Consider the following 13,641-nt stretch of genomic DNA (forward strand, 5'->3'; position numbering starts at 1 on the left):
TTTTTGAAAATATTGAAAAGGATTTATTAACAAAAAATTCCCTAAAACTATTGTAAATAAGTTTTGTTTATTTGTATAGTCTATAAAAAAAAACTCAAAATAAAGAAGAAAAATAATTTGCAAGAATCGGGGTATACGGTCTCCTATGAAAAAAATAAAATTAAAATATATAATTATAGCTTCAATCATAATAGTCGGAGTATTTTTTAGTGTAAGCGGGATATTCACTGAAAGTATAGAAGTAAGCACCGAAGGATTAACTATAAGGGACATTTCGGATACCGTTGAAGTGTCTGCGGTCGTTACACCGGACAAGACAGTTTCTGCAGTAAGTTTGACCGGCGGCCGGGTAGATAGCGTTTTAGTTGAAGTAGGAGATACGGTTAAGGAAGGAGAGGTGTTAGTTGAGCTTGATGATACTAATCAGTCAAAGTCTTATGATCAGGCCGTTGCAGCATATGAAGAATATACGAACAGTGCTGCTGCGTTTTCGGGATCTAGCACTAGTTCAAAAATAGCAGCAAGAGAAGCAATAGCAATGTCTCAATCAATAGGAGCCGAATACCAGGATTTTCTAGATGCATTTACTGATTCTACAGAGACTTTTTCAAGCATTGACCAAGAAGCACAAGAGCTCTTAACTGAAGTCGAGACGGCAAAAGCTGCACTTAATGATATGACTATAAAATCCGAGGTTAAAGGAACAGTTATATCTGTAGATGTAGTGGAGGGAGGCGTGGCTAAAGCAGGGGTCCCGGTAGTTACAATTGCTGCCGAAGGGAAACTTTCCTTAATTGCAAGCGTATTTGAATCCGACGCAAAAAGCATTAAAGCAGATCAAGAGGCTTTGATATCGGCAAATGGGAAAAAGTATACCGGGGAAGTCAAAAAGGTGCTTTTAATATCAAATGAAACGGATACATACAGTACCTCGTCGCTTTCTAACGTAGGATCTGTAACCATTACTCCGCCGAGTAATTTTTCAGATATGCTGGGCTCTTCGTGCGATGTCAGCATAATAATCAGCAAGACACAAGGCTGTTCTACCATAAGTTTAGATAGCATTGTAGATGGAGAATACGTATACGTTATCCTAGAAAATAACAGGCTTGAAAAAAGGCAGGTAACCATAGGCGAAAAGAACGACTATTACGCCGAGATTTTATCAGGGCTCTCAGCCGATGAAATAATTGTTAAAAATGTATCAGACGTAGATGAGAACTCGAAAGTGGTGTTAAAAGATGATTGAGACTAAAAATTTATACCGTACATATGGACATGGCGAAACAAGGGTAACAGCACTAAAAAGCATAAATTTAAAGGTTGAAGGGGGAGGATTTGTAGCCATAATGGGGCCTTCTGGTTCCGGAAAGTCTACTTTGCTTAACATACTTGGTTGTCTTGACACTCCGACTAAAGGGAAATACTATCTGTCGGGGGTAGACACAGGAAAGTTAAATGAGGACGAGAAAGCAGCATTGAGGCGTAATACGATAGGATTTGTATTCCAGTCTTTTAACTTGCTTCCAAGGTTATCTGCATATGCAAACGTTGAACTGCCTTTAATTTATGGAGGAATTGAAAAGAGCCAAAGGCATGAACGTGTCATGCAGATGCTTGAAATGGTAAAAATGTCTGACAGGAGCAAGCATCTGCCTGGAGAGTTAAGTGGCGGACAAAAGCAAAGAACTGCAATAGCACGGGCGCTGGTATTAGACCCAAAGCTAATATTGGCAGACGAACCAACGGGAAATTTGGATCAAAAGACAGGAGAATCTATTATGGAACTTTTTAAAAAGTTGAATAAAAAAGGCAAGACGATAATTTTGATAACGCATGATGCTATGATAGCTGAGCATGCCAACAATATCGCACAGATTAAAGATGGGATTTTTACGGAAAATATAGTATGAAGATTTTGGATTATTTGTCACTTAGTTTTGCACAACTTTTAAAACACCCTATTAGGACGCTTCTAACGGTTACGGGAATAGCTATCGGCATAGCATCTATGGTTACGGTACTATCAGTTGGTGATGCCGGACAGGAACGTATAAACAGCGAGCTAGACAAATTTGGTATAAACAGGGTTTGGATATATTCAAGCGTAGTCAGTGGACAGGGGTCTTTGACTATGAGTGATGTAGAGGCCATATCAAGCAGGATAAGTGACATTGACGAGATAGCGCCGGTATCATCTACAAATGCTGTAGTAACGGGAGACACAGGCTCTGTAAAAACAGACATAGCAGGGACTACGGAGAGCCTTGAGGTATTAGAGGGCATGGATATGTATAAAGGCCGGTTTTTAAATGAAAATGACATAAGCCAGCACCGGAGAAGTATAGTCTTAAGTAAAACTGTGGCTAAGGAGATATTTAAAAATGGTGATGCATTGAATAAGACGGTCTATATAAATGGATGTTCTTTTAATGTAGTTGGCATAAGGAATGACTCTGGATTTATAAATCAGTTTTTAAGCAACAGGAGCTATATCCCATTAGAATTGTTTTTTGAGCTTTTTAATACGGATGTCGTAGATGAAATAACATTTACGAGCGAGAAGCTTGCAAAGATAGAGGATATGAATACTGAAGCTATGGAGGTAATGTCTGAACGGCACGGTTATTCGGGAATTAAATCTCTAAATTTATCTAAAGAGTTATCACAGGCAAATAACATTTTGGATATCTTCAAAGGGGTACTGGCCAGTATAGCGGCTATTTCTTTAATAGTTGGTGGAATAGGCATCATGAACGTCATGTTAATAACAGTAAAAGAGAGGACCAGGGAAATAGGAATAAAGAAAGCGATAGGTGCGACCAATGCAAATATAATGGGACAGTTTTTAACAGAGTCTTTGATATATTCTTTAATAGGGGGAACTTTCGGGTTTTTAATAGGTATGCTGCTTACATATCTAAGTGGTCTGATTATAGATTTGGATGTAGCTGTATCTGGTGTTGCCATTGTTTTAAGCTTTATATTTTGTGCAGGTGTAGGGCTGCTATTTGGAGTTTTTCCAGCTATAAAGGCCGGAAAACTAGACCCTGTTTTAGCTTTGCGGTCCTGAAACTGCCATTTATATAAAATGAAAAAACCCGGGTCCCGGGTTTTTTCATTTTAAAAATTTATTGTTAGAACTACCCTCTTTTTGATAAATATAGTATAATATTTAAGAAAAACTCGAAACTTTCAAGGAGGTTTTGTTTAATGATAACAAAAGTTGTAATTCCTGCAGCCGGACTTGGTACCAGATTTTTACCGGCAACAAAGGCTCAGCCAAAAGAAATGCTTCCGATAGTGGACAAACCTACGATACAATATATAGTTGAGGAAGCGATTGCTGCCGGAATTAAAACTATACTGATTATAACAGGACGCGGAAAACGTGCGATAGAAGATCATTTCGATAAATCGTATGAACTTGAAATAGAACTTGAACGTACACAAAAAGAAGAACTTTTAAAACTGGTGAGAGGCATCTCAAATATGGCAGATATTTATTACATACGCCAAAAAGAGGCCAACGGTCTTGGACATGCCATACACTGTGCAAAGACTTTTATCGGGAACGAACCGTTTGCCGTAATGCTTGGGGACGACGTTGTCGTATCTGAAAGAAAACCGGCTATAAAGCAGTTGATGGATGTATTCGACCAGCAAAAGAGCAGTATTGTCGGAGTTAAACGAGTTCCTAAAAAAGATGTATCGAAATACGGGATTATCTGCCCTGAAGGTGCAATGCTTAAAAATGGGTGCTTAAAAACAAGCTGTTTAATTGAAAAGCCAAAGCCGGAGGACGCTCCTTCAAATATAGCTATAATGGGCCGGTATATAATTACTCCTGATATATTTTACTATTTGGAGAGGCAGACCGCAGGTGCTCTAGGAGAGATACAGTTAACAGATGCGCTAAATCAAATGGCTTCCACAAGCGGAGTATATGCATACGAGTTTGAAGGGGAAAGGTACGATGTCGGCGATAAACTGGGATTTTTAAAGGCAACTGTAGAATTTGCCCTAAAAAGGGACGACTTAAGGGATGATTTTTATAGATATATAGAAGGTTTGGTAAAAAATAAATGACATTGATTGAGGACGGAACAAAAAATAAAATGGGCTGCTAAATCTATGCCCGTTTTAAACGGCATATTTAATGAATACGAGGGAAAAAGCCATTAGAAGGTTTAAAAATCGCACTTTCCATACATATGGAAGCAAAGACCGCATATTTAGCATATCTTCTAAAGTCTTTAGGAGCGGATATAAGGGCTACCGGATCTAATCCATTATCTACACAAGACGATGTAGTAGCGTCGCTAAAAAACCATTACGGAGTCAACGTCAATGCCAGGCACGGATGCAGCTTAAGTGAATACGATGAGTTTATTAATTGGGCGCTTGATATTAAACCGGACATAATAATAGACGACGGCGGGGACTTGATAGATACGCTGTTGAACAATAAAAGGGACCTTATTGCCGGAGTTAAAGGCGGCCTTGAGCAGACTACTACAGGAGTTAAACGATTAAAAGTTAAATACTCAAAAAACGAGATACCCTTTCCTATGCTGGCGGTTAACGATGCAACTATAAAATATATGTTCGATAACCGTTATGGAACAGGGCAATCTGCATTGACCGCCATATTAAAATCAACTAATATGACGCTTGCCTCCAAGACGGTTGTCGTCTGCGGATACGGCTGGTGTGGAAAAGGCCTTGCGCAGATGGCTAAGGGCTTAAATGCCAGAGTTATAGTAACGGAGACTGATGAACTTTCTGCATTGACGGCGGTCTTCGATGGCTTTTCTGTTATGGAAAGCATTGAAGCGGCAAAATTAGGAGATATTTTTATAACTGCAACCGGAACTAATAAGGTACTTACGAAAGAGCATTTTGCCGTTATGAAAGACGGTGCTCTTCTTTCAAATGCAGGCCACTTTGATGTAGAAGTAGACATTAAATATCTAAATGAAAACGCAAGTGAAATAAAAGAAGTTAGAGAAAATGTTAGGGAATATAATATTTTTGGCAAAAAGCTTTATATTATAGGTGAAGGTAGGCTGGTAAACCTGGCAGCAGGAGACGGCCACCCTATAGAGATTATGGACATGTCCTTTTCAATGCAGCTTTTAGGAGCTATCTACCTTTGCGAGAATGTAAAAAATCTTCCTAAACAGCTTTTATATATACCCTGTGAACTGGAGAAAAAAGCAGCGAGGATTAAGCTTGATAGCATGGGCATTAAAATAGATAGCCTTTCTTCAGAACAGAAAAAGTATCTTTATGGAGATGATAAGTAATGGATATTAAAGAGTTAAATGAAGAACATCTTTATAATCAAGATTACCTAGATGCCATTTTAACCGATCTTACAATAATAACCGGAGTTAATGGGAAAGTTATTGAAAAAGGCGAGATACATATAAAAGATGGCGTTATAAAATATGCAGGTGAAAAGCCTAAAAAAGAAGAGCTTAAGACAAAGGCCCGTTATTACTACGGCGGAGCGCTGTGTCTTCCTGCTTATGTAAATACACATACACATCTTCCTATGAACTTGTTCCGCGGCTGTGCAGAAGACATGGTTTTAGGAGACTGGCTTACTAAACGTATTTTCCCGCTGGAGGACAAGTTATCTGGTGATGCGGTATACTGGGCCACTAAACTGGCTGCGATAGAAAGCTTGTCCTGCGGCGTTGCTACTGTAAACGACATGTACTTTTTTACGGAAGATATGCTAAGAGCGCTAAAAGAGCTTAACTTAAGAAGCTTTATATCAAAAACTATAGTCAATTCTCCTAATGATATTAAACTAAAAGAAGCAGTGGAGGCGGTTGAGGAAATTCGCAGTTTAAAAGACCCTTTGATTTATGGCACTATATGTCCTCATGCGCAGTATACTGTATCTGAAAGCCTTATGGAGAATATAGCCGCTGCTGCTAAGGATTTAAACGCACTCGTTCATATACACGTATCAGAAACCGAGGCAGAGCACGAAGAATGCAAACGGCAAAACGGTGTAACCCCTATGGAACTTATAAACAGGTCTGGGATACTTGATAGCAAGACCATCGCCGCACACTGCGTGTTTGTAGAGAAAGACGATATAGAGATTATGAAAGAGCATGGGGTATCCGTTGCCTCTTGCCCTGTCAGCAATCTAAAGTTAGGGTCTGGTATCGCGCCGCTGAATGAATTTAGAAAAGCGGGATTAAATGTAGCTATCGGTACAGATGGAGCTGCTTCCAATAATGCCCTTAGCGTTTTATCGGAGATGCGTTTGGCCGCACTGCTGCAAAAGGGAACGACACACGACGCTTCGGTTTTTGACAAAGAATACGCTCTTGCCACAGGGACGATAAACGGAGCGAAAGCTCTTGGCATAGATAATATAACAGGAACGATTGAAGCAGGTAAGCAGGCCGACCTTGTTATATATTCACAGTTTAATTTAAAAGCCTCCCCCGGTATAGATAAACTTTATGATGTCTTATATGCATATGAAGATTCTTATGTTTTAGCAACGTACGTTGCCGGAACCCTTGCCTACGAAAGGCGGGACGGTTCTAATATATGCCGTATTAACGGAAGGGACGGAGAAATAGATGTGCACGAGGTAATGGCAAAAGTGCGTGAATATACTAAAGATATATGTATGGGACAAGAGCCCTAAACTATTGCAAATAGGCAGTAATTTTGATAAAATTACTTAAATTTTGATAAACGATATTAACTTCTGAAAGGGTTTTAAGCATGGGTTCAAAGGAAAAAGAATTTGTAAAAGAATTAACAGATAGAAAAGAGGATTTTCCTCGTTGGTATACAGACGTCGTGATGAAGACGGATTTAGCGGACTATTCAGAGGTTAAAGGCTGCATGGTTATAAAGCCTTACGGATATGGTATGTGGGAGCTTATACAGCATGAAATGGATACTCGTTTTAAAGCAACGGGCCATAAAAATGCATATTTTCCATTGTTTATTCCGGAAAGCTTGTTAAAGAAAGAACAGGAGCACGTAGAAGGATTTGCGCCAGAAGTCGCCTGGGTAACACACGGTGGCGACGAGAAGCTAGCAGAGCGTATCTGCGTTAGGCCGACATCTGAAACTATAATTTGCTCTATGTATTCTAAATGGATACAAAGCTACAGGGACTTGCCGATGCTTTTAAACCAGTGGTGCAACGTAGTCCGCTGGGAAAAGAGTACAAGGCCGTTCTTAAGGACAAGTGAGTTTTTATGGCAGGAGGGGCATACGGCACATGCAGATGCAGAGTCTTGCCAGGAAGAGACCTTAAAGATGCTAAACGTCTACGAAGAATTTGCAAGGAACGTACTTGCGATTCCGGTCATAATAGGGCAAAAGAGCGAAAAAGAGAAGTTTGCCGGTGCAGTTAAGACATATACGATGGAAGCTATGATGCAAGATGGGAAAGCACTTCAAATGGGAACTTCTCATAATTTGGGGCAGCATTTTGCAAAAGTGTTCGACGTTCAGTTTTTAGATAAAGACGGTGTTTTAAAATACGTACACCAGACTTCGTGGGGCACGTCTACCCGAATGATTGGCGGAGTAATAATGGTACATGGCGATGACAGAGGCCTAAAGCTTCCGCCTAAGATAGCACCTATACAGGTAATAGTCGTTCCGATCGCCGCACATAAAGAAGGCGTACTTGATAAAGCGTACGAAGTTTTAAAAGCTTTAAGAGATTCAGGTATTCGTGCAGAAATAGACGTAAGGGAGCAAAGCCCAGGATGGAAGTTTAACGAATGGGAGTTAAAAGGCGTTCCTATACGCGTTGAAATAGGGCCTAAAGATATAGCAAATAATTCCGCATTGGTATTTAGAAGAGACACGTTTGAAAAGCTAAGTATTTCACTTGATAATTTGGATGCATCGATTAAAAAGCTTCTTCAGGATATACATGAGAACATGTTGAAAACTGCTCTTGCCGCGCGTGAAGAAAAGACTTATACGGCAAAGAATTTCGACGAATTTAAGGAAGGTATAATAGATAAAAAAGGTTTCGTACGGGCGCTGTGGTGTGAAGACAGGGAGTGCGAAGACGCGATAAAGGAAAAGACCGGTGCAACGACACGCTGTATGCCATTTGACCAAGGAGAAGTAAACGGTGTTTGCGTCCATTGTGGGAAGCCGGCGAAAAAGGTCACCTATTTTGCAAGGGCATATTAGGGGAAATCTATAAGGAGAAATATAAATGAAATTCGAAACAAAATGCCTTCATGAAGGTTATGAACCCGGAAACGGTGATACAAGAGTTGTGCCCATATATCAAAGCACGACATATAAATACGATTCAGCGGAACATATAGGAAAGCTGTTTGATTTAGCAGCTTCCGGGCATATGTATTCCCGTATATCTAACCCTACGCTTGAAGCGGTTGAAGCAAAGATAGCTGCACTTGAAGGCGGCGTCGGAGCTATGCTTACGTCTTCGGGGCAGGCAGCTTTACTTTTATCTTTATTAAATATCTTAAATGCGGGAGACCATTTTATATCAACAAGTTCTATATACGGTGGAGCTATTAATCTATTTGCCGTAACTATGAAAAAGATGGGCATTGAAGTTACATTTGTCAATCAAGACGATGATATTGAAAAAATTATTTCTGCATTTAAGCCAAACACTAAGGCGGTATTTGCAGAAACGCTTTCAAACCCATTAATATCGGTTTTAGATATAGAAAAGTTCGTAAAAATAGCACACGATAAAAACGTTCCGCTTATTGTAGACAATACATTTGCAACGCCGTATTTATGCCGCCCGATTGAGTTCGGAGCGGACATTGTAGTGCATTCGACTACTAAGTATATGGACGGACACGCGGTGCAAATAGGCGGAGTAATAGTTGACAGTGGTAATTTTGATTGGGAAAAGGCGGGGTATACCGAGCTTTGCACACCGGATAAATCTTATCACGGCGTTACATATACAAAGGATTTTGGAAAGGCTGCGTATATAGTTAAGGCGCGCGTTCAGTTGCTTAGGGATATCGGTGCGACGATGAGCCCTTTAGGTGCGTTTTTGCTTAATTTAGGTATCGAAACGCTACCGTTAAGAATGGAACGCCATTCTTTAAATGCGCTTAAAGTTGCAGAGTTTTTACAAAGTTCAGATAAAATCGAATCAGTAAATTATCCGGGGCTTAAGGGAGATAAGTATTTTGACATTGCAAAGAAATACCTTCCAAAAGGCAGCTCGGGTGTAATATCGTTTTCTCCGAAAGGCGGAAAGGCAGATGCAGTTAAGTTTATGGACAGTTTAAAACTAGCGTCTTTGGTTGTTCATGTAGCGGATATAAGGACATGCGCTCTTCATCCTGCCAGTGCAACACACAGGCAGCTTACAGAGGAGCAGTTAAAAGCTGCTGGAATAGGCCCGGGGCTAATACGTTTTTCTGTAGGGCTTGAGAATATAGACGATATAATTAAGGACGTTTCTGATGCATTATCGGCGATATGATTTTTAAAGTGAAAGGCGGGTTTTACCCGCCTTTTTTATATACTATTTTAATTTTATTCTCCTTATATATTCCCGTATAGGAAGAATCTTTGGAGCAGAGACGGAAAGTTCGTCTATCTTAAAACGCAAAAACATTTTTGTGAACCTGAGGTCGCCGGCCAGCTCCCCGCATATGCCGACGGTTATACCATTTTTATGTGCGTTTTTGGCTGTTAATTTTATGAGTCTTAAAACCGCCATGTACTTATTATCAAAAAATCGGTCCAAAGTCTTGGACTGCCGGTCTATTGCAAGGGTATACTGTGACAGATCGTTTGTGCCTATACTGAAAAAGTCAACTTCTCTGGCAAGTGAATCGCTTAAAAGTGCGGCGGCAGGAGTCTCGATCATTATTCCTATTTTAGTATCGTCTTTAAAAGGCTGCCCTTTTGCTTTAAGCTCTGCTTTAACTTCATTAATTATGGCTTTTATATCTAAAACCTCTTTTTTAGAGGTTATCATCGGGAACATAATGGCTACGTTGCCGAAGGCGGAAGCGCGGTAAAGGGCCCTAAGCTGCGTCTTGAAAATTTCCGGCCTAGTAAGGCATATACGTATAGCACGGTATCCAAGGGCTGGGTTTTCCTCTTTGTCTATATTAAAATATTTAACATTTTTATCTGCCCCAACATCCAGCGTGCGGATTATAACTTGTTTTTCTCCGGCACCTTTAGCGACCTTTGAATATGCTGCAAACTGTTCTTCTTCTGTCGGGTAATCATCTCTTCCTATATATAAAAACTCGCTCCTGAAAAGGCCTATTCCATCAGCATCGTTTTCTATTGCTGAGGCAAGGTCATCTGGGGTGGCTATATTGCACAGCAGTTTAATACTTTGCCCGTCTAGGGTTACGGTTTTTTTACCTTTTAGTCCTTCATATAACTTTTTTTTAGCCTCTTTATCCTGCCTTATGTTCAAAAGAGAATCTACTGTCTTTTTGTTAGGGTCGATATAGATCTTACCTGAGTACGCATCTATAGCCACTGATTTTCCATCAAAATCGTCTGAAAAAACGTCTATATTCCCGATAAGCGGGATACCGGCTGCTTTTGCGAGTATCGCTGTATGAGAATTTAAGGAGGAGGCTTTTAATATTATACCTAAAATATATCTTTTGTTAAGTTTGATAGTTTCGCTTGGAGTTAAGTCATCAGCAGCGATTATATAAGGTTCGCTTATATTAAGCTCGTCCTTTTTGCCGCTTAACTCATTTAAAAGGCGGTTTGTTATATCGGATACATCTAAAGCGCGTGCACGCATGTATTCGTCGTCCATTAAGGAAAACATGTTTTCAAAATGCTCACCGGCACGCTTAACTGCATATTCGGCATTAAATTTTTGGTTTATTATGATGTCTGAAATGAAATCGGTATAGTCTAGGTCATCAAGCATCATACGGTGTATTTCAAAGATGTTTGCGTTTTCCTCGCCAGTTTCTTTCAAAGCTTTTTCGTAGAGAGTTTTAAGCCCATTTGAAACGTTTTCTTTTGCCTCATTAAAGCGTGAAAGTTCATTTTTAGTATTAGAAACGCTATATTTATCTACTAAAAGTCTTTTTGGCTGGTAAAGAAATATTTTACCTATAGCGATTCCGCCAGATATACTCTTGCCTTCAAATATTTTCATTAGTTTGCTCCATTAAGTTTAGAAATTCTTTTTAAAAAACCCGTTTAGTATATTGATTGCGGTATCTTCGTCTTCGCCTTCAGCACTTAGTGTTACAGTGTCTCCCTGGCGGGTACCCAGCCCCATTACGGAAAAGAGGCGTTTTGCATCAACGGATTTATCTCCTTTGGTTATGGTTATGTTGCTTTTGAATTTAGCGGCTTCTTTTACAAAAAGCCCTGCAGGACGGGCATGCATGCCTTCCTTAACTGTAAGCGTATATTCAAACTGCTTCATTTTAAGTGCCTTTCTTTAAAGTTTTTTAAATGCGTCTTTTAAATTAAGCGCCTTAATTATTTCATCTATATTTTGCCCGGAGGAGGAGTTGACAGCGGCAAGGACGGAACCTTCAACCAAGGGGCAGTCTACCATCTTTATATTTTTATCTTCCAAGCTTTCGAGTACCATTTCCGTCGTCATAACAGCACTGCCCATGTCCATCAAAATAATAACGCCGTCCGGGGAATTAACGGAATTTATAGCAGAGGAAATCTTTTCAAAGCTGAACAAAATTTCAGTCTTCAGGCCGCCTGCTGCTGGGCATTTTCGGCACATCGCTTGCCATGAGCTTTGATAATTCAACAACTCCAAGTGCTAGTTTTTCGCTGTGGGATACTATAACTATGCCAACCATTATTTTCCCCTCTACTTTCCTGTTATATTCTAAATAGCCTTTAACATAAGTGCTGGAAGATGTAGCCCCGGATCCTTGATGCCCGATACTTCTTTCCCCAAAATAGCTGGCGCGCCCTTTTGTGGCTATTATGGTTTTTGTATACTCTACCCGGCATTTGCGCATCGACCGCCTGTTTAATAGCCGGTTTAAAATCTTTATTTTTATTATATTCGGTTTCAAATGCGTCTCTTGCCGGACAGGAATCAAGCATAGTCTTTTCACCTTGCTTTGATTTGCTGCGCATTGATATGCTGTCATCGTTGCATCTAAAACGGCAATAAAATCCTTCGCATCGGATTTCATTTTTGCCAGCGGTAACCATACCGGCCTTCATAAACGCAGTGCCAAAGCGGCCCGGCCGCCCTGCCTACTGTGGATACAAGGACCAGGCTCATGGTTTTGAATATCGTCCCTATATTTATCGGCTAAGGTAGGGAGTTTAACTGGACTTGGAGTAAAACCCGCGGGACATATTAATACCATGGTCCCCGTCGCCTATGGCGATATCTAGGTCTGTCAAAAAATCTTTTTGTTCATGCATTTCCTTTGCTATTTCATCTATGATTTCTATTAATTTTTTATTGTCTATCATAATAAAAATTTCCTCATTAATATGTTTAAATATTTTTATTCTTTAAAGCCGTATCTGCTTTGGCGTTAAGTAGAGATTTTAATTCATCATCTAGTTTAAGAAGCGAAATAGAAAATCCGGACATTTCAAGCGAGGTCATATAATGGCCCACATAAGTCCTATATACCTTTATTCCTTTTTTAGCTAAATAATCGCTTAAATGGTTATTTACGATATATAGTTCCATCAGCGGCATTCCGCCCGCATCGTTTAACATGACGGCCACCTCGCTTTTAGTATAGTCTATATCAGCAGTTATCTTGTCTAAAAGCATATCGGTGATTTCATTTGCCGAGCGTATTTTTTCTTTGTGTGTCCCGGGTTCGCCGTGAATTCCTATGCCTATCTCCATCTCATCTTCTTTTAATTCAAACCCTGGTTTTCCAGCGGCAGGGACAGTGCACGGTGTAATTGCCATGCCCATTGTACGTACGTTTGCTATAACACGTTCTGCAATTTTTTTGACTTCCTCTAGGCTGGCGCCTTTTTCTGCTGCCGCTCCTGCTATCTTATGTACGAATATAGTGCCGGCAACGCCGCGCCGGCCGGTTGTATAAAGGCTGTTTTCAACAGCCACATCGTCGTTTGTGACGACATAGTCTACTTTTATATCTTCCATAGAGGCCATTTCGGCAGCCATTTCAAAATTCATTACATCTCCGGTGTAGTTTTTAACTACCATTAAAACGCCTTTTCCTGCATCAATGGCTTTTATACCTTCATAAATCTGGTCTGGAGTAGGCGAGGTAAATACTGCTCCTGCAACGGCGCAATCTAGCATACCTTCGCCAACGAAACCACCATGCGCAGGTTCGTGCCCGCTGCCACCCCCGCTTATAAGAGCGACTTTATCCTTTTTTTTATTAGCACGTACCACTACATTACCGCAGTCAAGTTTGCGCAAGTATTGAGGATATGCCTTAACCAGGCCTAGTATCATTTCCTGTTCAATGTTTTCAACATCATTGATAATTTTTTTCATGATAAACCGGCTCCTTTTTTCTAATGTTTTAATTCAAGTGGCAAATTTTCAGCTAATTATTACCTATTTATATATATTATATTTTAATTTAAATACTCTGTCTATAACATGGAGGAATAAAACTCCCCTTTGCTTGTCAATTAAAACGATAA

General features: G+C 40.0%; 12 protein-coding genes and 2 pseudogenes. 8 read left to right on the top strand and 6 right to left on the bottom strand.

All coding sequences use genetic code 11. The features are described 5' to 3' along the window. The first annotated feature begins 145 nt into the window (after nt 1–145). The 8 genes from R2876_05665 to R2876_05700 all read left to right on the top strand — a co-directional run bounded on the left by R2876_05665 (nt 146) and on the right by R2876_05700 (nt 9,496). A complete protein-coding gene (locus R2876_05665; GenBank protein MEZ4358098.1) occupies nt 146–1,249 on the top strand; it encodes an efflux RND transporter periplasmic adaptor subunit in 1,104 nt (367 codons plus the stop codon). After that, nucleotides 1,242–1,913, top strand: coding sequence for an ABC transporter ATP-binding protein (locus R2876_05670; protein MEZ4358099.1), 672 nt, complete (start codon nt 1,242–1,244; stop codon nt 1,911–1,913). The genes R2876_05665 and R2876_05670 overlap by 8 nt, the downstream gene beginning before the upstream one ends. Then, complete coding sequence (locus tag R2876_05675; protein MEZ4358100.1) at nt 1,910–3,073, top strand: ABC transporter permease; 1,164 nt, start codon at nt 1,910–1,912, stop codon at nt 3,071–3,073. Before R2876_05670 ends, R2876_05675 begins: the two co-directional genes overlap by 4 nt. 140 nt (nt 3,074–3,213) lie before the next feature. After that, a complete protein-coding gene (galU, locus tag R2876_05680) occupies nt 3,214–4,089 on the top strand; it encodes a UTP--glucose-1-phosphate uridylyltransferase GalU (protein MEZ4358101.1) in 876 nt (291 codons plus the stop codon). Nucleotides 4,090–4,214: 125 nt separating this feature from the next. After that, entirely contained in the window at nt 4,215–5,309 is a 1,095-nt protein-coding gene (locus R2876_05685; GenBank protein ID MEZ4358102.1) for an adenosylhomocysteinase, read from the top strand. Then, nucleotides 5,309–6,682: an amidohydrolase gene (locus R2876_05690; GenBank protein MEZ4358103.1), complete on the top strand. Its 1,374-nt coding sequence runs from the start codon at nt 5,309–5,311 to the stop codon at nt 6,680–6,682. The genes R2876_05685 and R2876_05690 overlap by 1 nt, the downstream gene beginning before the upstream one ends. Nucleotides 6,683–6,762: 80 nt before the next feature. Then, on the top strand, nt 6,763–8,205 hold the full coding sequence (gene proS / locus R2876_05695) for a proline--tRNA ligase (protein MEZ4358104.1): 1,443 nt from the start codon (nt 6,763–6,765) through the stop codon (nt 8,203–8,205). Nucleotides 8,206–8,230: 25 nt separating this feature from the next. Beyond that, nucleotides 8,231–9,496: an O-acetylhomoserine aminocarboxypropyltransferase/cysteine synthase family protein gene (locus R2876_05700; protein MEZ4358105.1), complete on the top strand. Its 1,266-nt coding sequence runs from the start codon at nt 8,231–8,233 to the stop codon at nt 9,494–9,496. A 42-nt stretch (nt 9,497–9,538) separates the two neighbouring features. Here R2876_05700 and ptsP read toward each other — a convergent pair whose 3' ends face one another. From ptsP to dhaK, 6 genes and pseudogenes are all read right to left on the bottom strand, one after another. Next, entirely contained in the window at nt 9,539–11,161 is a 1,623-nt protein-coding gene (gene ptsP, locus R2876_05705; GenBank protein MEZ4358106.1) for a phosphoenolpyruvate--protein phosphotransferase, read from the bottom strand. Nucleotides 11,162–11,179: 18 nt separating this feature from the next. Next, nucleotides 11,180–11,437, bottom strand: a complete 258-nt coding sequence (locus tag R2876_05710) for an HPr family phosphocarrier protein (GenBank protein MEZ4358107.1) — start codon at nt 11,435–11,437, stop codon at nt 11,180–11,182. Between the two features lie 15 nt (nt 11,438–11,452). Further along, a pseudogene (gene dhaM / locus R2876_05715) lies at nt 11,453–11,834 on the bottom strand (dihydroxyacetone kinase phosphoryl donor subunit DhaM). 90 nt (nt 11,835–11,924) lie between these two features. Beyond that, nucleotides 11,925–12,179: pseudogene (locus tag R2876_05720) on the bottom strand (hypothetical protein). A 136-nt stretch (nt 12,180–12,315) separates the two neighbouring features. Continuing rightward, nucleotides 12,316–12,468, bottom strand: coding sequence for a hypothetical protein (locus tag R2876_05725; GenBank protein MEZ4358108.1), 153 nt, complete (start codon nt 12,466–12,468; stop codon nt 12,316–12,318). Between the two features lie 25 nt (nt 12,469–12,493). Further along, a complete protein-coding gene (gene dhaK / locus R2876_05730; protein MEZ4358109.1) occupies nt 12,494–13,489 on the bottom strand; it encodes a dihydroxyacetone kinase subunit DhaK in 996 nt (331 codons plus the stop codon). Between the last annotated feature and the right edge of the window lie 152 nt (nt 13,490–13,641).

The sequence above is a fragment of the Eubacteriales bacterium genome (assembly GCA_041390245.1).
GTDB lineage: Bacteria > Bacillota > Clostridia > Christensenellales > JAWKQI01 > JAWKQI01.